General features: G+C 65.5%; 22 protein-coding genes. 3 read left to right on the top strand and 19 right to left on the bottom strand.

Annotated elements, in window-relative coordinates:
- Nucleotides 1–28: 28 nt before the first annotated feature.
- The gene (locus FLL57_RS03575) at nt 29–2,224 is read right to left on the bottom strand and encodes a GAF domain-containing protein (RefSeq protein WP_013503647.1); all 2,196 of its coding nucleotides are present in this window, start codon (nt 2,222–2,224) and stop codon (nt 29–31) included.
- The gene (gene ppsR, locus FLL57_RS03570) at nt 2,225–3,622 is read right to left on the bottom strand and encodes a transcriptional regulator PpsR (RefSeq protein WP_047310058.1); all 1,398 of its coding nucleotides are present in this window, start codon (nt 3,620–3,622) and stop codon (nt 2,225–2,227) included.
- A gap of 322 nt (nt 3,623–3,944) precedes the next feature.
- On the opposite strand from ppsR (FLL57_RS03570), the gene FLL57_RS03565 reads away from it, so the two are divergent.
- On the top strand, nt 3,945–4,364 hold the full coding sequence (locus FLL57_RS03565) for a c-type cytochrome (protein WP_047310057.1): 420 nt from the start codon (nt 3,945–3,947) through the stop codon (nt 4,362–4,364).
- Between the two features lie 239 nt (nt 4,365–4,603).
- Here FLL57_RS03565 and FLL57_RS03560 read toward each other — a convergent pair whose 3' ends face one another.
- The 17 genes from FLL57_RS03560 to FLL57_RS03480 all read right to left on the bottom strand — a co-directional run bounded on the left by FLL57_RS03560 (nt 4,604) and on the right by FLL57_RS03480 (nt 20,438).
- Nucleotides 4,604–4,876, bottom strand: a complete 273-nt coding sequence (locus FLL57_RS03560; protein WP_013503650.1) for a hypothetical protein — start codon at nt 4,874–4,876, stop codon at nt 4,604–4,606.
- 33 nt (nt 4,877–4,909) lie between these two features.
- Nucleotides 4,910–5,374 (bottom strand): TspO/MBR family protein, encoded by a 465-nt coding sequence (locus FLL57_RS03555; protein WP_047310056.1) that lies wholly within the window; start codon nt 5,372–5,374, stop codon nt 4,910–4,912.
- Between the two features lie 20 nt (nt 5,375–5,394).
- On the bottom strand, nt 5,395–6,600 hold the full coding sequence (locus FLL57_RS03550; RefSeq protein ID WP_047310055.1) for a geranylgeranyl diphosphate reductase: 1,206 nt from the start codon (nt 6,598–6,600) through the stop codon (nt 5,395–5,397).
- Nucleotide 6,601: 1 nt separating this feature from the next.
- Nucleotides 6,602–7,927, bottom strand: a complete 1,326-nt coding sequence (locus FLL57_RS03545; protein WP_047310054.1) for a BCD family MFS transporter — start codon at nt 7,925–7,927, stop codon at nt 6,602–6,604.
- 2 nt (nt 7,928–7,929) lie between these two features.
- A complete protein-coding gene (gene chlG / locus FLL57_RS03540) occupies nt 7,930–8,823 on the bottom strand; it encodes a chlorophyll synthase ChlG (protein ID WP_013503654.1) in 894 nt (297 codons plus the stop codon).
- Nucleotides 8,816–10,249, bottom strand: a complete 1,434-nt coding sequence (ppsR, locus tag FLL57_RS03535) for a transcriptional regulator PpsR (protein ID WP_142882153.1) — start codon at nt 10,247–10,249, stop codon at nt 8,816–8,818. The genes chlG and ppsR (FLL57_RS03535) overlap by 8 nt, the downstream gene beginning before the upstream one ends.
- 288 nt (nt 10,250–10,537) lie before the next feature.
- On the bottom strand, nt 10,538–11,461 hold the full coding sequence (pufM, locus tag FLL57_RS03530) for a photosynthetic reaction center subunit M (RefSeq protein WP_047310052.1): 924 nt from the start codon (nt 11,459–11,461) through the stop codon (nt 10,538–10,540).
- 27 nt (nt 11,462–11,488) lie between these two features.
- Nucleotides 11,489–12,322 carry a photosynthetic reaction center subunit L gene (gene pufL / locus FLL57_RS03525; protein ID WP_047310051.1) on the bottom strand — a complete coding sequence of 278 codons (834 nt, stop codon included), beginning with the start codon at nt 12,320–12,322 and terminating at the stop codon, nt 11,489–11,491.
- Between the two features lie 131 nt (nt 12,323–12,453).
- Nucleotides 12,454–12,645 (bottom strand): light-harvesting antenna LH1, alpha subunit, encoded by a 192-nt coding sequence (gene pufA / locus FLL57_RS03520; RefSeq protein ID WP_047310050.1) that lies wholly within the window; start codon nt 12,643–12,645, stop codon nt 12,454–12,456.
- Nucleotides 12,646–12,660: 15 nt separating this feature from the next.
- Nucleotides 12,661–12,858: a light-harvesting antenna LH1, beta subunit gene (gene pufB, locus FLL57_RS03515; RefSeq protein ID WP_013503658.1), complete on the bottom strand. Its 198-nt coding sequence runs from the start codon at nt 12,856–12,858 to the stop codon at nt 12,661–12,663.
- Between the two features lie 154 nt (nt 12,859–13,012).
- Nucleotides 13,013–13,237 carry a hypothetical protein gene (locus FLL57_RS03510; protein ID WP_047310049.1) on the bottom strand — a complete coding sequence of 75 codons (225 nt, stop codon included), beginning with the start codon at nt 13,235–13,237 and terminating at the stop codon, nt 13,013–13,015.
- Nucleotides 13,238–13,314: 77 nt separating this feature from the next.
- Complete coding sequence (bchZ, locus tag FLL57_RS03505; RefSeq protein ID WP_047310048.1) at nt 13,315–14,763, bottom strand: chlorophyllide a reductase subunit Z; 1,449 nt, start codon at nt 14,761–14,763, stop codon at nt 13,315–13,317.
- On the bottom strand, nt 14,763–16,352 hold the full coding sequence (gene bchY / locus FLL57_RS03500; protein ID WP_013503661.1) for a chlorophyllide a reductase subunit Y: 1,590 nt from the start codon (nt 16,350–16,352) through the stop codon (nt 14,763–14,765). The genes bchZ and bchY overlap by 1 nt, the downstream gene beginning before the upstream one ends.
- Nucleotides 16,353–16,375: 23 nt before the next feature.
- Nucleotides 16,376–17,374 (bottom strand): chlorophyllide a reductase iron protein subunit X, encoded by a 999-nt coding sequence (locus FLL57_RS03495; protein ID WP_013503662.1) that lies wholly within the window; start codon nt 17,372–17,374, stop codon nt 16,376–16,378.
- Nucleotides 17,374–18,312: a chlorophyll synthesis pathway protein BchC gene (gene bchC, locus FLL57_RS03490; RefSeq protein WP_142882152.1), complete on the bottom strand. Its 939-nt coding sequence runs from the start codon at nt 18,310–18,312 to the stop codon at nt 17,374–17,376. Before bchC ends, FLL57_RS03495 begins: the two co-directional genes overlap by 1 nt.
- Before the next feature lie 88 nt (nt 18,313–18,400).
- Nucleotides 18,401–19,522, bottom strand: coding sequence for a methyltransferase (locus FLL57_RS03485; protein ID WP_142882151.1), 1,122 nt, complete (start codon nt 19,520–19,522; stop codon nt 18,401–18,403).
- A 49-nt stretch (nt 19,523–19,571) separates the two neighbouring features.
- On the bottom strand, nt 19,572–20,438 hold the full coding sequence (locus tag FLL57_RS03480) for a polyprenyl synthetase family protein (RefSeq protein ID WP_013503665.1): 867 nt from the start codon (nt 20,436–20,438) through the stop codon (nt 19,572–19,574).
- A gap of 119 nt (nt 20,439–20,557) precedes the next feature.
- On the opposite strand from FLL57_RS03480, the gene crtD reads away from it, so the two are divergent.
- Both crtD and FLL57_RS03470 read left to right on the top strand, forming a co-directional pair.
- Complete coding sequence (gene crtD / locus FLL57_RS03475; RefSeq protein ID WP_142882150.1) at nt 20,558–22,117, top strand: 1-hydroxycarotenoid 3,4-desaturase CrtD; 1,560 nt, start codon at nt 20,558–20,560, stop codon at nt 22,115–22,117.
- A 4-nt stretch (nt 22,118–22,121) separates the two neighbouring features.
- Nucleotides 22,122–23,075, top strand: coding sequence for a carotenoid 1,2-hydratase (locus FLL57_RS03470; protein WP_013503667.1), 954 nt, complete (start codon nt 22,122–22,124; stop codon nt 23,073–23,075).
- Nucleotides 23,076–23,123 lie beyond the last annotated feature (48 nt).

Here is a 23,123-nt window from a genome sequence, read left to right as displayed (position 1 = left end):
GCGCCCGCGGCCGAGCGCCGCAGCGCTCCTACGCCCTGCTCTTCGGATCGCCGTCGACGGTGTCGCTGCCCGCCGTGCGGGCGGCGTGCTGCACCAGATGGCCGAGCACTTCGGCGGTGCGCAGCATCGACTGGCGGACGCCTTCCAGCAGCTCGGCGATCCGCCCGGTCTCGACCCCGTAGGTGATTTCCAGCGCCGCAAGCTGCGCGTTCTCGACCAAGGCCGACAGCAGCTTCTCGTGGACCAGGTCGGACTTGGAATCGAGCCGCACGCCGGTCCGCGCGCTGGCGAGAATGCCTTCCTGAAATCTCGCACGCGCCGCCTCCGCGGTGCGGCGATCGGTTGCATCGCTGAAGATCAGAACGAAGCCGAGCGCCTGATCCTCCGACCGCGTCACCGGATCGGCACGAACCGTCAACGGAGACTGGGTGTTGCCGGGACCGCGCAGCATCACTTCGCCGCGCCAGCCGCGGCCGTGATCGACCAGCTCCGCGGTATTGCGCAGGAACTCCTGCTGTTCGACGAACAGGCCGGCGAGATCGCTCAGATGCGCCGCGGGCGGCGCGCCGGACGGCAGCATCGCGCGAAACGCGTCGTTCATCAGCAGGATGCCACCGCCCGGGTCGGTGATCAGCACCGGCTGCACCGAGGCGTGAACCTGGGTCGAAAACTGCTCGTACTGTTCGCGGGCGATCAGCGTCCGCACCGCGCGGAACTGCAGCACGATATCGGCGACGATCTGCCCGATGGTCCGGGCCGCGGCGAGATCAGCCGCCGTCCAGGGATCGGACGTGCCCTCGACTACCTGGTGCCATTGGGCGAACGAGCGCCGCGGCGACAGGTCGGCCGGGCTGTCGCCGATCGTGAACGGTTTCTCCGGATTGCCGCCCCAGGTGACGGTGTGAACGCGCTCGGGGCGAAACCACATCAGAAACTCGCCGCGATGATCCGAGATCGGTGCGGCCATCACGCCGCTCGCCGCGCGCGTCAGATGCGCGAACTGCGGAGCATCGAGACCGAGCGAAGCGGTCGACGCCACCGCCGCGCGAGGCTGGCGATCGAACCAGGCGGCGATCTGGCGGACGTCCTGGGTCGACGGCACCTCGCCGATGGTCCTGACCTGATCCTCGTACACCAGCGCGCAACCGGCCGCGCGCAGCGGCTGCAGGATCGATTGCGTGGTGTCGAAGATCGCGGCGCGCCAGTCGCCTTCCCGGGTGATGGACTCGATCATGCGCTGCTCGAGCCGCTGGACGAACAGCTCCGACTGGCTCTGCGCGAAGCTCTCGAGCGCGGTGATCCGGGTCGCCATCGCCTCGGCGAGCAGCTCGCAGATCGCCCGCAGTTCGAAATGAATGAAGCGTGGCAGATAGTGATGGCAGGCGATCAGCCCCCACAGCTTGCCGCCGACCACCAGCGACACCACCAGGGTGGCGCGCACGCCCATGTTCTTCAGGTATTGCAGATGGATCGGTGACATCGAGCGCAGAAAACAGCCCGACATGTCGAGATCGCGCCCGGTGAGAGGCGACAGCCGTGGCTCGATCGGCACCGGCTGATAACCAACGTCGACAAGCACGCGGACACGCTGGCGCTCGTACAGCCGCCGCGCCATCTGCGGAATGTCGGACGCCGGGTAGCGGTTGCCGAGATAGGATTCGAGGCCGGGCACGTGGCGCTCGGAGAACACCTCGCCGTGGCCCTGCTCGTCGAAGCGATACACCATCACCCGGTCGTAGCCGGTGTGCTGCTGGAACAGCAGCGCGGCGGCGTCGCACAGCGCGCCCAGCGATCCGGCCGTACGAATCCGCTCGAGCGCCGGCGCCAGCGTGCCGGTCAGGTCGACCGGCGGCCCGGCACGCTCCAGCTCGATCACCAGCCCGCCTTGCGGAGGCCGATGAATCAGACCGTCGAAATCGGCGGCGGGACGGCCGAGCCGGCAGCGCACCGCGATCGGCATGCCTTCGACGGTGGGATCGAGGTGCGGCAGGATCTTGAGTAACAGATCGCCGTCGATCTCGGCGAGCGGAACGCCGACGACCCGGCTGATATTCAGGAACTCCGCCGCGTTGGCGCTGGCCTGAATGATGCGATGGTCGGGCTCGCTGACGACCAGAAGCGCGCCGTGCGGCTGGATCGAGCCGGCGAGATGGATTTCTTCAAGTTCGCAATTCGAAAGATCGGCAGTTCCGAATGCGGGGCTACCGGAGGCATGACCTGCCACTCAATCCTCTGCGTCGTCTGAGCGACCGTTCCCGTCCTTGTCGGCGGCAGCGGAATTCGCACCTTTATCGTCGAAGCCGTAGCGGCTGAGTTTGGCATAAAGACTCTGCCGGCTCAATCCGAGCAACTCGGCGGTCGCCGTGCGATTGCCCCTGGATCGCACCAGGGCTTCCTTGACGTAGTGCTGCTCGACGATGCTGACCGCGTTCTTGACCAGCTTTCGCAGCGAGGATCGCCCGAGTTGCTTGCTGATCGGGCCGAGCGCCTGACGCAAGGCATCGTTGTCGTCCGCCTCGCCGAGGCGACGCGCGACGTTGCGGAGCAGAACGCCGATGTATTGGTCGTCATCGCCGTCGACGGCCGAAACCTCGATCTCGGTCTCACTGCCGAGTTCGCCGCGGATCGTGGTCTGATACAGCCGCACGGTCTTGTAACGCCGCAGCAGGGTCAGCAGACTGGTCAGATCGGCACCCGGCCGTCCCAGCCAGCAGCCGAGCGAACGTCCGACCGCCGCAGGCTTCGATCCGACCTGCACCAGATCGAGGAACGCCTGATTGGCGTGACGGACGATGCCGTCGGAGTCCAGCGCGACGAAGCCGTCGGGGATCCGGTCGATCAGGCCCCGCAGCACCGAGTCGTCGTCAGCTTCCTCAGGGATCGCCGAGGTCGTGACCGGCGTGAAGTGCAGCAGGAAGACCTGCCGCCGTTCGGATGACATCAGCGAGCCGCGCAGCATCCAGGCCCGATCGTAGCGGCCGAGATGGACCAGCACGCTCAGCGCGCTGCCGCGCTCGCGCACCTGGGCCAGCATGTCGCGGACCGCGTCGCGATCGGCCGCGGCGACTTCAGCGAGAAAGTCACGCCCGACGACATCGTCGTTGATGCGCTCGACGCGGCTGATCGCCCCGACCGCCGCACGGTTGGCCTCGACGATTCGCATGTCGCCGGCCGACACGATCATCACCGCGTCCGCTGCGGCGTCGAACACCAGCCGATAGCGCGTTTCCAGCTCGCGCAATCGCCAGTAGTCCCGCTCCATCGCCTGCTGCGCGGCCATCAGCCGGGAATGCAGCTCGGAGACCGCCTGCATGTTCTTGCCGACCGCGATCATGCCGGTGCGATCGCCCAGCAGCATCGTGGTGAATTCGATCGGGATTTCGATGCCGCTCGGGAACGGCTGATTGATTTGCCGGAAGGCGGATATTCCGCTGCGCCTTGCGTCTTCGACCATCCGGCGAACCTTTTCGCCGCCGCCGTCGCCCGCGATGTCGCTCCAGAGCCGACCCAGCCAACCGTCAACGCTTTCAGCCGCCATTGCCGGAGACAAAGTGGCTTCGCGAATCACACCCTCCATATCGAGCAGAAGGGTAATGTCGGCATGAACGGATTTCGGGGCCATCAACTCCGCTCGCACACAGCAGGGCGTCATTACGACGCATTGTCGAGGAACACTGCCGTGCAGCCAAGCACTTAGGCGCACTGCGGGCGCTTGACAAGTGGTCGTCACCGGCCGGCAATGAAAAATTAGCCGAATTGACTAGCCGGTAATATAATTTCGACAGATCAACGTCATCTAGCACAAATGCGTCGAACCATCGGTCCGCATCTGGGTTAGAACGACTTTACAGAACCGACCAGAACGGGTTTGGATGCGACTGTTTGTCGTGGCCTACGAGGCCCGGGGTCGCTGGACGCCAGGACGGGTTCTTAAGGAGAGAGACGTGGTCAAAAAACTTCTCACTATTGTCAGCATCGCCGCTACCGCAGGATCCCTGTCGATCGGGACTGCCTCGGCGCAGGATGCCAAGGCGGGCGAGGCGGTGTTCAAGCAGTGCATGACCTGCCACCGCGCCGACAAGAACATGGTCGGTCCGGCGCTGGCCGGCGTGGTCGGCCGCAAGGCGGGCACCGCCGCGGGCTTCACCTATTCGCCGCTGAACCACAATTCGGGCGAAGCGGGTCTGGTCTGGACCGCCGACAACATCGTTCCGTATCTGGCCGATCCGAACGCCTTCCTGAAGAAGTTCTTGACCGAAAAGGGCAAGGCTGATCAGGCGGTCGGCGTCACCAAGATGACCTTCAAGCTCGCCAACGAGCAGCAGCGCAAGGACGTGGTGGCCTATCTCGCCACGCTCAAGTAAGTCGTCACAACTCGCTGACGTCTAGCGGCACGAGGGCTTCGGTTCACACGAACCGGAGCCCTTCGTGCTTTCGGGGCCTTGGGGCTGGGCCTGTGTGCTTGGACCTTCGTGCTTGGACCTTGGTGCCTGGGTGCTTTCGGGCCATCGTATGTTGGCCTCAGTGCTGCCGTTGATTGAATGTCCGGAACGGACGATTCTGGACCGCGCCGCGGCGAGCACTCGACCGGAGGGCGCCGCTGTCAGCGCCAGCGCCGCAGCACATCCACCAGATGCGCCCCGCCCGCCGCCAGCAGGCACAGCGTCGGCACCAGCCAGCCGCTGCCGGCGAGGACGGCGCGGAGCGCCAGCAGCATCAGCGCGCCGGATATCATCCCCGGCAGGAAATCCGCCGGCGCGATGCCGCGCTTGCGCCAGAGCCAATAGCCGATCACCCCGATCGCCTCGAACAGCAGGAAGATCAGCACCACGTCGACCACGGTGCCGCCGGCGAACAGTTCGGACATCATCTGCATGGCAGTTCTCGAGGTGGCCGCATCGCCGCGCGATCAGAACGGCGTGTTGAGCGCGACCACGGTCCAGTTGAGGTAGGCCGCGAACGTCACCCAGACCAGGTACGGCAGCAGGTAGTAACTCGCGGTGCGGGCGCTGCGCCAAAACACCACGACGCCGGCCAGCACCGACAGCCACAGCAGCGGCACTTCGAGCAGCGCCCAATCCGGCCGCCGCACCGTGAAGAACAACATGCTCCACAGCACGTTGAAGAAGCCGTTGGCGGCGAACAGGCCGATCACCCAGTCGCGCTGGGCGCGGGTGCGGGCGCCCCGCCAGGCGTACACCGCCGACATCGCGGCGAGCGCGAAGATCACCGTCCAGGCCGGACCGAACGCCCAGTCCGGCGGCTGCCACCAGGGCTTCACCAGGCTCTGATACCAAGTTCCGGTGTCGGTCAGCGAACCACCGAGCAGACCGACAAAGAGCGCGACGGCAGCCGCAACGAAGATCGGATTCACAAGGCCACCGCCTGTAGCAATCAAACCGAAGCCAGCCCCGTCATGTGGGCCAGGTTCTTGAAGAAGATCCGGACATGGGCGATCGGCTTGGCCCGGACCAGCTTTTTGTTCATATACGAGTCCCACGTCAACTTCTGGACGTCGCGATCGCGGCAGATGCTGACGAATTGTTCGCGGCGCTTGTCGTTGGCGTACCAGTACCACTGCATCAGGCCGAGAATGCGGAACACCGAGCCGTTCGCGCGCATGAAGCGCTTGCGCGCCAGCTTCAGCGCCTTGGCGTCGGCGGTCTGCAGGAACTCGCCGACCGCTTCGGCCGCGAGACGGCCGCCGAGCAGCGCGTAATAGATCCCCTCGCCCGAGGCCGGCGCCACCACGCCGGCGGCGTCGCCGGCCAGCAGCACGCTGTGGCCGTCGTCCCAGCGCGGCAGCGGATGCAGCGGGATCGGCGCCCCCTCCTTGCGGATGGTCTCGACCTCGTCGAGCCCGGTTGCCTTGCGCAGCTCCGCCACCGAATCGCGCAGCGAGAAGCCCTTGTGCATCGAGCCGGTGCCGACGCTGACGGTGTCGCCATGCGGAAAAACCCAGCCGTAGAAATCCGGCGAGACCTGGCCCTGATAGTACACGTCGCAGCGGGCGCCTTCGTAGGCGGCCTTCTGCTCCGGACGCGGCGTCTTGATGATCTCGTGATACGCGAACACGAACGGCACACGGTCGGCGTCGGGCAGGAACTGCCGCGCCACGCCGGACACTGCGCCGTCGGCGCCGATGATCGCACGGCAGCGCACCGTCTGATCGGCCATCGAGCCGTCGGCCTGACGCGCCTCGTAGTGCACGGTGTTGACGCCGGATTCGTCGCGGCTGAACCGCTTGAACAGGCCGGTGCGCCGTTCGGCGCCGACTGTGGCGGCGCGCTGGCGCAGCCACTCGTCGAAATGCTCGCGGTCGACCATGCCGACGAAACCGCCGTCGATCGGCATGTCGACTTCGACATTGCTCGGCGACACCATCCGGGCCGAGCGGATCTTCGCCACCAGCATGCTGTCGGGAATCGCGAAATCGTGGATCGCACGCGGCGGGATTGCGCCGCCGCACGGCTTGATGCGGCCGGCGCGGTCGAGCAGCACCACCCGCTTGCCGGCACGCGCCAGATCGCAAGCCGCAGTGGCGCCGGCGGGGCCGCCGCCGACGACAACGACATCGTAAATTGCGGAGCTCTCGGTCATTTCAACCTCCGGCGACTGCTGGACTGGACAAATCTGCGACACGGCGGTGCTGTGCGCGATGCACCCACACCGCCATCGCTGCGGACGCGACGAACAAACCGGCCTCGGCGGCGAACACCACCGCATAGGACAGGGCCGGCGCCCCGAGGATCAGGCGAGCCAGATCGCTCGCCAGCGTACCGATGAAGCCGCCGACGCCGAATGCGATCGCCTGAGCGGCGCCCCACAGTCCCATCCGCACGCCTTCGCGATTCTCGCCGCCGGCACCGACCAATTCCATCATCGAGCCGATCGCCGCGACCGCATAGGCGCCGTTGGTGACGCCGAGCATGAACACCGTGCTCCGCAGCGGCCAGGACGGCCCGACGATCGCGGCGGTCGACAAGCCGAGCAGCGCGATCGCCGAAGCGACACAGCCGCCGATGGTCCACACTTGCAGATTGCCGCGCGATTTCGGAAACAGCGCGCCGATGATCGGTACCATCGCCATGCCGATCAGCGTGCCGCCGTGCTGCACGCTGGACAGCTTGGTGGTCTCCCCGGGAGTGAAGCCGAACACCGCGCCGGCGAACGGCTCGAGGATCAGATCCTGGGCGCTGTAGGCGAGCATCGACACGAACACGAAGATCGCGAAACGCCGCGCCTGCGGCTCGTGCCAGACGTCCGCGAACGCCTTGCGGAAAGACTCCTGCTGTGCCGCCGGCTTGGCGGCAGGCGCCGGCGCGCCGCCGCGCCCTTCGACGCCCCACACGCCGAGCAGGGTCAGCGCCATCGCGATCAGCGACACGCTGCCCGACACCGCGACCAGCCGCTGCGGCGAGAACGGGTCGAGCAGATGCCCGGCGATCGCCGTGGTGACGATGAAACCGGCGATCATCATCACCCAAACGATGGTGGCCGCCGCCGCGCGACGCTTTTCGTCGGTTCGCTTGGCGAGCAGGACCAGCAGCGAGGTGCCGGCTGCGCCGACCCCGCCGCCGATCAGACAGAATGCGACCACCGCCAGCGCCATGCCGAGCAGCGGCTGCACCGTCATCCACGCGGTCGCCACCGCGGCCAGGAAGCCGCCGAGCGCCAGCACCGCCATGCCGCCGATGATCCATGGCGTGCGGCGCGCGCCGCGATCGGAGCCGTGGCCCCAGGCGGGACGGAAGACTTGCAGCGCGTAGTGGATCGCGACCAGGGCGCCCGGCAGCATCGCCGGCAATGCCAGCTCCACCACCATCACCCGGTTGAGCGTCGAGGTGGTCAGGACCACGATCGCACCGAGGCCGGTCTGCACCAGCCCCATCCGAACAATGCCGAGCCAGGACAGCGGTCGGATCATGATCAGGACGCTCCGAACGACGACACGGCGACGGCGCTAGCCATCATCCCCATGACGTACAGCGCGACACCGAGGCCGCTGAACCAGGTGGCGCGTTCGACCGGACTGCGCAGGAATCGGACCATCAGGCCGAGCTGCAGCACCAGCACGAGACCCACGATGCCGGCCTGGATCGGGCGATCCCATGCCACCAGCAACGCGACCACCACCACCTGCGGGATCGCCATCACGGCGCAGGCGACCCGGGCGGCATTGTCGACGCCGAGCTTGACCGGCAGCGAACCGACCCCGGTCTTGATGTCGCCCTCGATCGACTTGAAGTCATTGAGCGTCATGATGCCGTGAGCGCCGGCGCTGTACAGCAGCGCCAGCGTGACGATCCACCACGGCGGCAGGCCGGCGAGCATCACGGCGGCGCCGGTGAACCAGGCGAAGCCCTCGTAGGTGATGGCGCAGGCGCCGTTGCCGAGCCAGCCGTTCTGCTTCAGCCGGAACGGAGGCATCGAATACATCCAGGCGAGCACCAGGCCGAGCGCCGCGGCGCCGAACACCCAGGCGCCGAGCTGGCTCGCCACCAGCAGCGACGCTGCGGTCCACAGAAACGACAGATACAGGCCCCACCGCCCCGGAATCCGTCCCGACGGAATCGGCCGGTTCGGCTCGTTGATGGCGTCGACGTCGCGGTCGAACCAGTCGTTGACGACCTGGCTGGTGGCGACCAGCAGCGGACCGCACAGCACGATGCCGGCAATCACTTCCACCCAGCGCGAGGAGATCGGCACGCCCGACGACACCACGCCGCAGCCGAACGCCCACATCGGCGGAAACCAGGTGATCGGGTGCAACACCTCGAGCACCGCCGACGGCGCTGGACGCACGGCCACACTGTTACTCATCGGCTCCGTCTCCTTCCGGTGCGTGTTCGGCCAGACCGTACCGGCGCAATTTCACGTAGAGGCTCTGGCGGCTCAGCCCGAGCATGTCGGCGGCCGAAGCGCGGTTGTCTCCGGTCAGCTCCAGCGCCGCCTCGATCGACAGCTTCTCGATCACGTCGGTGGTCTCCCGTACCAGATCGCGCAGCGGCACCCGGCCGATCAGCTCGGTGAGCTGCGCCACCGAGCGCGGCAGCTCGCGCTTGGAGGTCGCCGCGGTGGTCAGTCGCTTCTCGACGTTTCGAATGGCGAAACCGAAACACGGCTTCTCCTCGATGTCCTTGAGCGCCACCGCGGAGACTTCGACTTCGGCGGCCGCCCCGTATTCGCCGCGCAGCACGGTGGCGAACAATTTGATCGTGCCGTTCTGACGCAGGTTGGCGAGCGCCACCGACAGATCGACGCCGGTGCGGCCGAGCCAGCGATCCAGCAATTCGCCGCGCGCCTGCTCGGCGCTGCCGAGCTGCGCCATTTCCAGAAATGCCAGATTGGCCCGCGCAACACGGCCGTCATATTGGGTGATGACCAGCGCGTCGGCGGCGGATTCGAAGTAGTTTAGAAGGAGCGACGCGGTCTTGGCGCTGCCGGCTTCGGGCGCGACGCCGTACGACGCCAGCCTGACCAGATACAGGGAGGCGTTCTCCTGGCGGAACAACGACGCCGATAGTTCACACTCGCGCACACCGTCCGCCAGTTTGATTCGTGCCCGGCCGTCACGGCCGGTGGAGCGGACGTCGGCGAACAGGTTCAACACCGTCTGCTGATCGGCGCCGGCGACGAATCCGACCACCGGCGCATTCAGCGCTTCCGGCGCGCTGGTGTCGAACAGCGCCAGCGTCGCCGGATTGGCGTCAACGATCAGTTCACTGGCCGCATCCACGATCATCACCGCTTCCGAGGACACCTGGAACAGCAGCCGGTACCTCGTCTCGGCGTGCCGCAGCCGGATGTAGTCGCGCTCCATCGATTGCTGGGCGTTGATTAGCCGCTGCTGCATCATCGCGAGTTGACGCAGATCACGACCGACCACGAGGAGACGATCGTCTCGCCCGAAGTTGATCGCCGAATACAACACCGGGATGTCCTCGCCGCCCGGCGAGGGATGATTGACCTGCCGCCAGGTCGGGGTATCGCGCACGGTGGCGTCGAGCAGCAACTCACGGATCTTCGGCTGGGTGTCGGAGGTGACGATGTCGACCAGCCGTGAGCCGAGCCAACGCCCCTCACCGTCGAGCTCTTGCGCCAGCTCGTCTTTATTGAACGCCGCGTCCCGGATCACGCCCTGCGGGTCGACCACCAGCGCGACATCGGTCGCAGCGGCGATCAGCTTAGCAGCAGACTGTGCACCGAGATCCCCCAGCGACTCCTTCGGAGATTTGAACACTTGCACCAGGGCAAATATCCTCCAGCAAGAACTCGTCCTCCACTCCGGCGTCTGCGTCCTTACAAGCCTGGCCTTATTCTCGTTCGCAGTCTTCTCAGGCTTTGTTTTGTCGGCCTCTCAGCGGAGTTCGAGGCGCTTCGTTTACAGCAGGTCGCTTCCCTCGTCATCAGCCAGCGGTAGAAAAGGACCGCCAGCCGTCGCATTTCTCGGGAGCCGAAAGCAGCAGCGCGCGCCTGTTGGGATCTATACCATCAGGCGCGCGCATCATTCGTTCAGATAGACGTGCGGTTGTGGTTACCGCGGCGGGGCCAGGCCGTGCTTCACGCCCCAATCGAACCAGTTATCGACCACCGGGCCGGTCAGGATGATGCCGATGGCACCGGTCAGCGGGCAGAGCACCGCGAACCACCAAGCCCAGCGATGGATCGATTCGGCAGTGGCATTGAAGCCCATCGTCCAGCGCCAGAACAGAGCAGCGCGTTCAAGTGCGGTACCGCGGTCCAGCATCTGCTCGATTTCGCGCTCGCCACCGTAGCGGCTCACAGCGAGGATGGTCGCACCGTGCATGGCGAACAGCAGGGCCGAGCCGTACAGGAAGGCGATCGAGAGACAGTGGAAGGGATTGTAGTACAGGTTGCCGTACTTGATCGAGAAGTTGTTGGTCCAGTCGAGGTGCGGGAAGACACCGAACGGCGGCGCTTCGCTCCAGGAGCCCATCAGCAGCGGCTGAATGAAGCCGAGCGACAGGTACAGCAGGATTGCCGAAGCGAACGCCCACGCAATGTGGGTGCCCATGCCGAGCGCCCGAGCGCGGCGGTAGGTGCGAACCCACCACAGCAGGATCGACACGGTCAGGAAGAAGCCGGCGATCAACCACCAGCCACCTTCCTTCAGCGGCGGAATGCTCAGACCGTATTCCGGCTTCGGCGGCTCAAGAGCCAGCCAGCAGAACTGGCGCAGGAATTCGATCGGGCTCCAGTCCACCGACGCCAGCATGTTGAGACCGATGATCTCGATCGCAACGAAGCCGCACAGCAGCGAGCAGACACCGGTGAAGCCGAGATAGACAGGACCAATCTGGGCATCGCCGAGCTTACCAAGCCAATAGAAGAAGGTGGTCTTGGTCTCGCGGGGTGAGCTGCCGGGACGTAGCGGCACCCCCGCATAGGCAGGTCCTTCAACCTGGACCTGCGTAAAGATGTTCTGGTATTGGGCCATGACAAGACTCTCTTGTGACCGGTTGAATTACGGATTCCAGATCGGCAGGTTGCGCCACCAATTCCACCAATCGGGCCACGAACCACCTTCCGCCAGCACCGGACCACTGATGATCATGCAGACCGCGCTGAAGAACACGGCAGCCAACGCCAGGAACAGACCGAGGCGGTGAATACCGATGGTACCAATCGAGTAGCCGACGAGATCGCGGAACACGGTGTTTTCGTGCTCCGGAGACTTCACGGGTTCACCACGGTCCGGATTGAGAGCGGACAGCACCAGGCCGCCGTGCAGCGCAAGCGCCAGACAGGTGGTGAAGAAGAACGTGATCGCGATCATGTGCGCGGGATTGTAGTGGAACTGGCCGTAGGCGTAGCCGGTGTTCGACACCCAATCCAAATGCGTGAAGATGCCGTAGGGGAAACCGTAGCTCCAGGAGCCCATCAGAACCGGACGGATCACCACCAGCGTCACATACGCGAAGATCGCGAAGCTGAAGGCGAACGGAACGTGGAAGCCGATGCCGAGCTTGCGGCAGATCTCGACCTCACGCAGCGCCCAGGTGACGAACGCGCCGGTCGCGCAGATACTCACCCACTGCCAGATACCGCCCTCGGTGAGCGGCGCAAATCCCAAACCGTACTTTGCGTCCGGCGGGTTGACGCTGATCTGCCAGAGATTCCAGGTGGGGCCAAGCGCAGTATTCCACGCGATCAGCGCGATGCCGATCAGCGCGAAGAACACGGTCATCACCCCGAAGATCCCAACGTAGAACGGGCCAACCCAGAAATCGAATAGGTCGCCCCCGATTAGCGTTCCGCCGCGAACGCGGTATTTCTTCTCAAAACTGAGCATTGCCATCGATCGTTCCTCCGCGTGCGAGCCAGGGAAAATCCATCGTCGTGGTCCAGTCCAAGTCGCTTCCCGGAAGGAAACGGGCCCGGCAGATCGGTCCGTTTCCCGCCCCTTCCGGCAAGCAGTGCTTCACGCCATTAGACCGGCATGCTCGGCGGAGTGAAGGGCAGCGAGATCGACGCCGCCTTCGCCGCACGCGGACCATCGAGCCAGTTGAACCGGCTGGTGCTCAGCAGGATGAAGTGGATGATGATGCCCAGGCCGAACAGAAACACGAACAGCAGGACCAGCGCGCGACGCGGATCAAACAGAAGCCAAATTCGCCACATAGTAGTCGTCTCCCCTTAGCACAGGAACGAAGTCAGTTGCTGAACGCTGTCCATCGCGTAGCCGGTCGCTTTGGGCAGCCACGGACGCCACATCCAGGCGAGGATGTGAGCGACAACCGCAACGACGATGAAGAGGAAGAAGCTGGTCACGAAGATCGAGTGGAATTCCTTGGCTTCCGCTTCGGAAAGTCCCGAGATGGAACCGTCACTCATTTGGTCACCTCCTAGTGATGGCCTTTTGGGCCGACACGCCGCCCGAGCGAGGGCGGCTACGATTGCCGTATCGTTTCCGAAACGACAGCGATTTACCGTTTCGTCTCCAAAACGGCAGCCTTCCGTCCGGCGGAGGCCGGACGAAATCTCCGAATTACATTCCCATGAACGACGAGGTCACCAGGACACTCGCCGCGTTGTGAGCTTCACTGAAGACCGACTCCTGCGAACCGGACCTTTTGCGCCAGGGCATCGCCCGCGTAACCAGAGCCCGGATCAGAAACAGCGCGTAGCACGCACCGAACATCACCCGGCATTCGAACGCGGCACTATCCGGAAGAACCCTAGAGCGACGGCCGGTGTGGGCGTAGTCGGACATCGATCATCTCCTCACTCTTGGATTGCTCATATTTGGTCGCGACATTGTGAAGCGCATTGTTCTAGCTCAAATCATCGTTACATCGTTTGGCCGTCGAGCAGCGCCGCGCGCGCCCGAGACACGAATTCGGTAGTGACTTTTTCCTGTCCGGCGCGGCGTGCGCTGTTTTCGGCGGCGTCGCGAAGACGTTTTGCCGCAGAGATCCGTACCAGAACCGGATGAGCTTCGAGCACTTCGTCGAGCAGCGCCTTGGCCTCGTCGCTCCACAGCAATTCTTCGTGCCGGCGTGCCGGCGTCGGATCGACCCGGTCGAGATCGCTGCCGAGCGGCAGGATGTTGAAGAGCGCGTCGAACAGCGCGTTGCAGACTTCCTGCACCAGGTAAGTGGCACCGGAGTAGCCCATGAACGGCGTGCCGGTGTGACGGCGGATCACAGCACCCGGGAATGACGCCGGAATGTACACGGCGCGACCACCGGTCTCGGCCAAATACATTCTTTCGTTGTAGCTGCCGAACATGATCAGCGGCGGGGTCTGACGAATCGCTGCACGCACCGCTTCGTTGTCGGTCTTCTTGCCGACACAGCGCGAGATCGCGAAGGTGCACGGCAGCCCCATCTCGTCTTCGAGGAAATGCCGCACGCCACGGGCATAGGTATCGGTCGCGACGATGGCGAAGCTGGCGGTGCCGAAGAAGTCCTGGGTCACCGACCGCCACAGATCCCACAGCGGCTTGATGGTGGTGTTCTTTTCGCGCTCGATGAACGGCTCGGGATCGAGGCCGGTGAGCTCACCAAGCTTGCGCAGGAAACGCGTGGTCGAATGCAGCCCGATCGGCGCCTGCAGGTAAGGCCGCTCCAGCGATTCGCACAGCAACCGGCCGAACTCGCGATACATGCAGACGTTGACGTCGGCATTCACCAGCTTGGGAATATCAGACAGGTGCGTGCCAAGCGGGAACACCATGTTGACTTCGGCGCCGATGCCTTCGATCAGGCGGCGGATCTCGGCGAGATCGGACGGCATGTTGAAGGTGCCGTAGATCGGTCCGATGATGTTGACCCGCGGCTTCTCGCCGTCCTTGCGCTTCCGCTCCGGAATTTTCTTCGGGCCGTATTCTTTCCACAGCCACGAAATCGCGCGGTCGGCGCTCTGCCACTGATCCTCGTCGATGGTGCGCGGCAGAAAGCGCTTGATGCCGGTGCCTTCGGGCGTGACGCCGCCGCCGATCATTTCGGCGATCGAGCCGGTGACGACGACGGCCGGCAGATAGGGATCGAGCGCCTTGTGGGCGCGGTGCATCGCGCCTTCGGTGCCGAGCTTGCCGAGCTCTTCTTCGCCGAGGCCGGTGACGACGATCGGCAATTCGTGCGGCGGCAGCGCGTCGGTGTAGTGCAGCACCGAGGTCACCGGCAGGTTTTCGCAACCGACCGGACCGTCGATGATCACCTGCAGACCCTTCACCGCGGTGAAGGCGTACACGGCGCCCCAATAGCCGCCGGCGCGATCGTGATCGAGGACGAGCATCAGATCATCTCCTCCGCCTTGCGCTTCTTGGCTGCGGCTTCGATCTGCTTCTTGTACTTCTCGCGATAGGCCGGAACGTCCTTCGGCGTGTCTTCCCAGACGCCGGCGGCATAGCCCTGCCCGACGTCGCCGAAGAACTCCTTCATCTCGTCGAATCGCGCCTTGTTGCCGAGCGCGGCATTGATCACTTGCGCCAGCGAACCGGCGCCGGCAGGACCGAACAGCGGCCGCGCCGAGATCAGGTTGGTGAAGTACAAGGCCGGGATCGACATCGTCTTCGCCTTCTGCACCACCGGCGTGGTGCCGATCGCCAGATCCGGCATGAACTCGTCGACCGCGGCGTAGTCCTGCTCGAGCGAGGCACGGAATTGCACCCGCACGCCCTTGGCTTCCAGCCATTCGCGATCCGGGTCCGACCACGGCGTGCGCGGCACCGCGGTGCCGACATACGGTACGTTCGCGCCGCTCTCGATCAGCAGCCGCGCCACCAGCAGCTCCGAGCCTTCGTAGCCGGACACGGTGATACGCGCGTTGATCGGCTTGGCGGCGAGCGCCGCCTTGATGGCCGGCAGGAAGCGGTTCTTGGCGGCGTCGATCTTCGAGCGCTCGACATTGCAAGCGGTGCCGATCGCTTCGAGCCACGCTTCGGTGCCGTCGTGCCCGACCGGCGCCGAGCCCACGACCTTGCGGCCGGCGAGCTCGAACTGGCGGATACACGATTTGTAGAACGGGTGAATCGCCGCGACCACCTGGCAGTCGAGCGCCGCATAGAGCTCGCGCCACTCGCGGGTCGGCACCACCGGACCGACGGCGAGGCCGAGCGGGTCGAGCATCAGGTTGATACCAACCGGATCGGCCGGGAACATCTCGCCCAGCAGCGTCACGGTCGGACGCTCGCTGCGGCCGCCGCGCGGCGCCTGCACCGGGCCCTGCTCGGCTTCCTTGCGGGCGTATTCGAGCATCGCGCCGGACAGTACGTCCTTGGCCTCGGCGTGAGTCGGCACGCCGAAGCCCGGCACGTCGATGCCGATGATGCGAACGCCGTTGATTTCCTTCGGCAGCAGATCGAGCGGCACGCCCGAGGCGGTCGGCACGCAGAGATTGGTGATGATGATGGTGTCGTACTGCGCCGGATCGGCCAGCTTGTAGACAGCCTCGCGAATGTCTTCGAACAGCTTGCCGGTGACCAGCGTTTCCGAACTGAACGGCACGTAGCCGACGGTGCGGCGGGCGCCGTAGAAATGCGACACGAAGGTCAGGCCGTAGACGCAGCAGGCCGAGCCGGACAGCACCGTCGCGGTGCGGCGCATCCGAAGACCGACGCGAAGCGAACCGAACGCCGGGCACATGCTCTGCGGCTGGTCGTGCGGTCCCTTCGGATAGTCGGCGGCGTAGCGCTCGAGCACGTCGCTCTTGCCGGCGGCTTCAGCCGCCGCTTTCATTTGTGCAGCACCGGCGTGGCAGCCGAGGCCGTCGGCTTTGGTCGCGGCTTCGTTGATCGCGGGCGCATCGGTGTCGACGGAAAAATCCGCCGCATCGTCGCCGATCGATCCGGCGATGCGGCCGGAATAACGAGACATGACACTCATGACGAACTCCCGATCACCCGATCTCAGACCTCGTCGTAGATCACTTCGAGCGACGGCTTGTTCAGCACCGCAGCGCCGCACATGTCTTCCATCGTGGCCGGCTCGAGTACGACGTCGCGCCCGGTGACGTCGCTGGAGAACAGGCCGAGCAGCCCGTCCTGAGACAGCGGCTTCGGCCGGACCGGCGGCGCGGTGGCGACGTTGTCGGCGAGCGTCGCGAACAGCGGACCCCACTGCCCGTCCGGCAGCGCGACGATCTCGTAGTTGGCGCTCTTGCGACGGATGCCTTCGTCGGCGGGAATTGCCGACAGCACCGGAATCCCGGCCGCCGCTGCGAAGGCTTGAGCCTCGCCGGTGCCGTCGTCCTTGTTGATCACCATGCCGGCGACGCCGACATTGCCGCCGAGCTTGCGGAAATACTCGACCGCCGAGCAGACGTTATTGGCGACGTACAGCGACTGCAGATCGTTGGAGCCGACGATGATCACCTTCTGGCACATGTCGCGGGCGATCGGCAGGCCGAAACCGCCGCACACCACGTCGCCGAGGAAGTCGAGCAGCACGTAGTCGAAGCCCCATTCGTGGAAGCCGAGCTTCTCCAGCGTTTCGAAGCCGTGAATGATGCCGCGACCGCCGCAGCCGCGGCCGACTTCCGGACCGCCGAGCTCCATCGCGAACACGCCGTCGCGCTTGAAGCAGACGTCGCTGATGGTGACCTCCTCGCCGGCGAGCTTCTTCTTCGACGACGTCTCGATGATGGTCGGCGTGGCTTTGCCGCCGAACAGCAGCGACGTGGTGTCGCTCTTCGGATCGCAGCCGATCAGCAGCACTTTCTTGCCCTGCTGCGCCATCATGTAGGACAGGTTGGCGAGCGTGAAGCTCTTGCCGATTCCGCCTTTGCCGTAGATCGCAATGATCTGGGTTTCCTTGGTGACGGGAGTCGTCACCGGGGCATCGGGTTCAACCGACGCCTCGGCCCGGAGTTGTGCGTCTTGCAGGCTGATCTGCGGAACGACGTTCATCAGCTCGGTCTCCAATTCAGAACCATTTTGAGGCAAGCAGGGTCTTCGAAAGCGATCCGATAGGCGTCGGGGGCCGACGCCGCCTCCTGGTGGTGTGTGATCAGTCCGTCGAGCGAGAGCTTGCCGCTTTCGATCAACGCCTTGGTGGCGCCGATGTCCGGCGGCTGCCATTCCGCCGCAACCCGAATGCGTGCTTCACGCATGAAAGCGGGCGGGAACGAGAACGACAGCGGCTCGCTGTAGAACCCAGCGAGCACGATCTCGCCGGTGGCCGCGATGCGCGAGATCAAAGTGTCGAGCAATTTCGGATCGCCGCTGACGTCGTAGATGCTGCGATAGTCGCGACGCTCGTCGGCGGCGGGGTCGATCACCGCATAGCCTTCGGCGCCGCCGCTGCGAATCGGGTTCTTCTCCCACACCACCGGCGGCGGATTGCCGAGCGCGATCGAGATCCGCGCCAACAGGCGACCAAGCACGCCGTGGCCGACGATGCAGTCGGGTGGCGTCGCGCCGCGGGCCGCAATCGCATGATAGGCCGTCGCCGCCAGCGCGATCAGAATGCCGCGCTCGCCGAGCTTCGAATCCAATGGCACCACGCGCTTGGCGGGCACCACCAGCCGCGACGCCGAGGCGCCGAACAGGCCGCGCACTTCGCCGAAGCACTTCGCACCGGGCACGAACACCATCTGGCCCGGCTTCAGGTCGGTGGCCGATCCGGCCTCGACGACCTCGCCGACCGACTCGTAGCCGGGGACCAGCGGGTAACCCATTCCGGGGAATTGCGGCATCCGGCCCGACCACAACAGCCGCTCCGTACCGGTGCTGACGCCACTCCAGGCAACATCGACAACGATGTCGTCGTCAGTCGGCGCCGTGAGGCTCAAGCGACTGAGTTTGACCTGTTGTGGCTGCTTGAGTACGACCGCGATGGTGTCCATCGCTTACTCCAAATTCCGAACGGCAGAGCTCTGCCGCCGAGTGTCATGCTAAACTGACGGACCACAGTGTCAAGCCAGATTAACACAACTACCGTTTGGATGCGGTAATTACGGAGGCAACCAGCGGCATCGGAACCGGGTGCAACATGACCTGGGAGAAGCCCGCATTCTCCAACATCGCCCGTAGCCGAGGGAAGCTCCGGGCTTTCCCGGAGCCCATGGCGTAAAGATAGAAGGCGAAATAGGCGTCGGAGATCGCCGCGGTGCCGGGGGTGCCGGCGATCGGCTCGGCGATCAGCAGTTTTCCATTGTCGGGCAAGGCCTTGTGGGCGGCGCGCAGCAGCGCCTCGACGACCTCGTCGTCGTGGTCGTGGATCACCCGGATAAGAGAGATGATGTCGGCGCCTTCGGGCAGCGGGTCGGTTCTGAAACTGCCGCCGACTGCAGTCGCCCGGTCTTTCAGCCCGTTCGCCTCGAACCGGGCGGCCGCCTTCTCGGCCACCGCCGGCAGGTCGAACAGGATACAGCGAAGCTGAGGTGCCTGGGCGGCGACCGCCGACAGGAACGAGCCGTCGCCGCCGCCGACGTCGAGCAGGCAGCGGTGATCCCGGAACGTGTAAACGTGGAGAACCTCGCGGGTGATCATCGGCTGCGAGGCGGCCATCAGCTCGGTGTAGGACGCAATCGCATCGGACGGCAGCTCGCACGGGCGCTCGCCCCGCACATACGCCCAATACGCCGCCAGCTCGCCCCCGCCCCGCGGCGCGCGCAGCATTGCCACCGGATCAGACAGATCGCGATACAGCATGGCATGATGTTCGACCAGCGCGAGCACGCCGGGATTGCCGCGCAGCTCGGCGCCGAGCTGACCGAGGCCGTAGCGGTTGCCGTTACGGGGCTGCAGCAACTGGAGCGCGACCGCCCCATCGAGCAGCATGCGCATCGACTCGACCGGCAGCGACAGACGCACGGCCAGTCCTTCGGCGGTGGCGGGACGATCGGCGACGATGTCGAGCAGCCGGAGCTGAACGCAGGCCAGCAGAATCTGCGAATAGACGAAGCCGGCGACCAGATCGAACATCGCCACGGCACGCCGGCGGGCGACCGGACGCATCAACGGAAACACCGCGGCAAAGCGCTGAAAACGCGGATTCGACAGGATCGAATCGCGCCAGCCGAGCAGCCGGTCACGCAGGCTCAGGGAGACCATCTGGATCTGCTACCACCGGCCGGCCGCGAAGGCCAAGCCGGCGGCCGCATCAGGCCGCTGTGGCGGCGAGCTTCGCCGGCACCAGACGCGTCGCTTCCGACATGATCAGCGACCGCAGCTCGTTGCCATTGGTACATTCCGGCATCGCCTCGACGGCGCCGCGCACCAGCGACTTCAGGTGGTAAATCGCGCCATCGATGCCCATCTCGCGCACCGCGCTGGGGCGATCGTGGGCGATGTCCTGGCCGACCGGCTTGCCGATCTCCTCGACATCGGCGGCGGCGTCACGCAGATCGTCGGCGACCTGATAGGCCTCGCCGATCTTCTCGCCAACCATCCGCCACGGCTCCGGATCGGAACCGGCCGAAGCCGCGCCCATCGCAGTCGCGGCAACGAACAGCGCACCAGTCTTGGAGCGGTGATAATGCGCGAGGTTGATCTCGGACTCGCATTCCCAGGCCTGGCCGGCGACGATACCGAACGGCACGCCGACCGCACTGCCGATGATCTGGGTCAGCTTCAACAGCCGGTCCGCCGGGCCGTCGACCCGGGCGATGGTCTGGAACGCCAGCACGATCATAGCGTCACCGGCGAGCACGGCGAGCGGCTCGCCGAACGCTTTGTGCACCGAGGGCCGGCCGCGGCGCAGATCGGCACCGTCGAAGCACGGCAGATCGTCGTGGATCAGCGAGGCGCAATGCATCAGCTCGAGCGCGGCACCGGCGGCTTCGGTAATTCCCGGATTGTCTTCGCCGCAGGCAAGCGCCACGCTGTGGCAAAGCCGCGGACGAACGCGCGCCCCGCGCGGGAACACCGCGCCACGCATCGCCGCCGCCAGCCGCGGCGGACAACCGGCCATATCGGCCTGATTGAGCGCCTCAGTCAGCGCACGCTCGATCCGATTGGTGACATCCATGGCTACACTCCCGCGCCGGGCACAAGTGTCAATTTAACTTGTCACGCGAAACTGTAAGTTATTATGGACACCTGTCAATGATATGGCTCAAAGACAGCTAAGCCGGAGCGAGAAATCGAATGCGGGATCAGGCCGCGAAGAATCGCGTCGTAGTGATCGGCGCAGGCGTCGCGGGACTGACGTCTGCGCTCGCATTGGCCGCTCGCGGTCTCGACGTCACGGTGCTGGAACGCGCCGCAGGCCCCGGCGGCAAACTGCGCGAAGTCGCAATTGGGCCGGCGCGGATCGACAGCGGCCCGACCGTATTCACGATGCGCTGGGTGTTCGAGGAACTGTTCGCGGGCATCGGCCTGAATTTCACCGACCATGTCCGCCTACGACCTTTGTCGGTGCTCGCCCGCCACGCCTGGGACGACACCACGCATCTCGACCTGTTCGCCGACGAGGCACGCTCGGCCGACGCGATCGGCGCGTTCGCCGGCGCAGCCGAAGCCAGGCGCTATCGCCAGTTCTGCGCCGACAGCCGGCGCATCTACGAGATTTTGGAGAAGCCGTTCCTGCGCGCCACCGCGCCGAGCCTGCCGAAGCTGGCGACCGCCGGGGGCATCGGCGGTCTGATCGAACTGCGCAAGATCCGCCCCTTCACCACGATGTGGAAAGCGCTCGGCGATTATTTCCACGATCCGCGGATGCGGCAACTGTTCGGCCGCTATGCGACTTATTGCGGATCGTCACCGTTCGACGCGCCCGCGACGCTGATGCTGGTCGCCCACGTCGAACACGAGGGCGTCTGGATCATCGAAGGCGGCATGCACGCGCTAGCGCGGGCGCTGGCCGATTGCGCCGTCAGGTTCGGCGCAACGATTCGCTATCAGCAGAGCGTGCGCGAGGTGATGGTGTCCGGCGGACGTGCCGCCGGCGTGATCCTGGAGAACGGCGAGCGAATCGAGGCGCATTCGGTGATCGTCAATGCGGACGTCGGCGCCTTGCCGGCCGGGTTGTTCGGCGAGGCAGTACGCGCCGCCGCGTCGCCGCTGGCCCCTCGATTGCGCTCGCTGTCGGCAATCACCTGGAGCATGGTGGCGAAAACCGAGGGCTTCCCGCTGAGCCGGCATTCGGTGTTCTTCTCGCGGGATTATCCACGAGAGTTCACAGAGATCTTCGGCCGCGGCGAGGTTCCGAGCGAGCCGACCGTGTATGTCTGCGCGCAGGATCGCATCGACAACGAGGCCCGTCTCGGCGCCGGCGGAGAAGAGGAATTGCTGGTGTTGATCAACGCGCCGCCGGTCGGCGATCGGAAGACCTTCGATCGAGGCGATGTCACGCGGGCCGCCGAGCGCGCGTTCGGCGTGTTGCAGCGTTGCGGCCTGCGGGTCGATTCTGATCCGAGCAAGACGCAGGTGACCACGCCGGCGGATTTCAACCGGCTGTTCCCGGCGACCGGCGGCGCGCTGTATGGTCGCGCTTCGCACGGCTGGAGCGCCTCGTTCGAACGTCCCGGAGCGGGTACAAAGATCCCCGGCCTGTATCTGGCGGGCGGCAGCACCCACCCCGGTCCCGGTGTGCCGATGGCCGCCCTGTCGGGTCGCGCCGCGGCGGCGAGCTTGTTCGCCGACCTCGACTCCAACCCCTCCGGGCCGAAGCCTGCCCTTCGCCCGGCAGCCTCCAAGACGACGTGAGAGAATGATTGCCTGGCCTAACGAGACCGACGAACGCCGCGCCGGATTCAATGTCGATATCCCGCGCAACGGCTATGCCTGGTGGTACATCGACGCGATCAGCGACGACGGCCGCGAAGGGCTGACCATCATCGCCTTCATCGGCAGCGTGTTTTCGCCGTACTACGCGTTCGCGCGGCGCCGCGGGCCCGCCGACCCGCTCGACCATTGCGCCATCAACGTCGCGCTGTATCACCAGGCCGGCAAGCGCTGGAGCATGACCGAGCGCGGCCGCGGCCGCGTGGCGCGCAACGTCAATGCCTTCCTGATCGGCCCCAGCGATCTCGGCTGGGACGGCAAGACGCTGACCATCAACATCCGCGAAACCGGCGCGCCGGTGCCCGGCCGAATCGAAGGCCGCGTCCGGGTGACGCCGGCCGCGATCACCAAGGATTTCTTCGTCCTCAACCTGCAGGGCAATCATCGCTGGTGGCCGATCGCGCCGCGCGCGCGGGTCGAGGTCGATCTGCGGCGACCCAACCTGTCGTGGCAGGGCGAAGGCTATCTCGACAGCAATGCAGGCGACGAACCGATCGAGACCGGCTTCCGGCATTGGGAATGGGCGCGCGGCGCGATGCGCGACAAGACTGTGATCCTGTACGAAGCCGAACGCCGCGACGGCAGCCGGGTCGACCTCGCCGTCACCTTCGACGCCGACGGCAACAAGCAGGAATTCACCCCGCCGCAGCTATTGCCGCTGCCGCGCTCCGGCTGGAAGGTCGACCGCAGCGCCCGCAGCGAGACCGGCGCCAAGCTGGTCCGCACGCTCGAAGACACGCCGTTCTACGCCCGCTCGATGGTGGAAACGACACTGCTCGGCGAGAAGGTGACGCTGATGCACGAAAGCCTGTCGCTCGACCGCTTCCGCATGCCGGTGGTGCAAGCCATGCTGCCGTTCCGGATGCCACGGCGGAGATAGCGGGCGGCGTGCGTTTTCGATGGCCGGAACGAGTCCGGCCGTGATGGC

It is taken from the genome of Rhodopseudomonas palustris (genome assembly GCF_007005445.1).
In the GTDB taxonomy this organism is placed as follows: domain Bacteria; phylum Pseudomonadota; class Alphaproteobacteria; order Rhizobiales; family Xanthobacteraceae; genus Rhodopseudomonas; species Rhodopseudomonas palustris_G.
The sequence above is the reverse complement of the archived record's forward strand: the minus strand, read 5'-3'. Positions and strand labels throughout refer to the sequence as shown.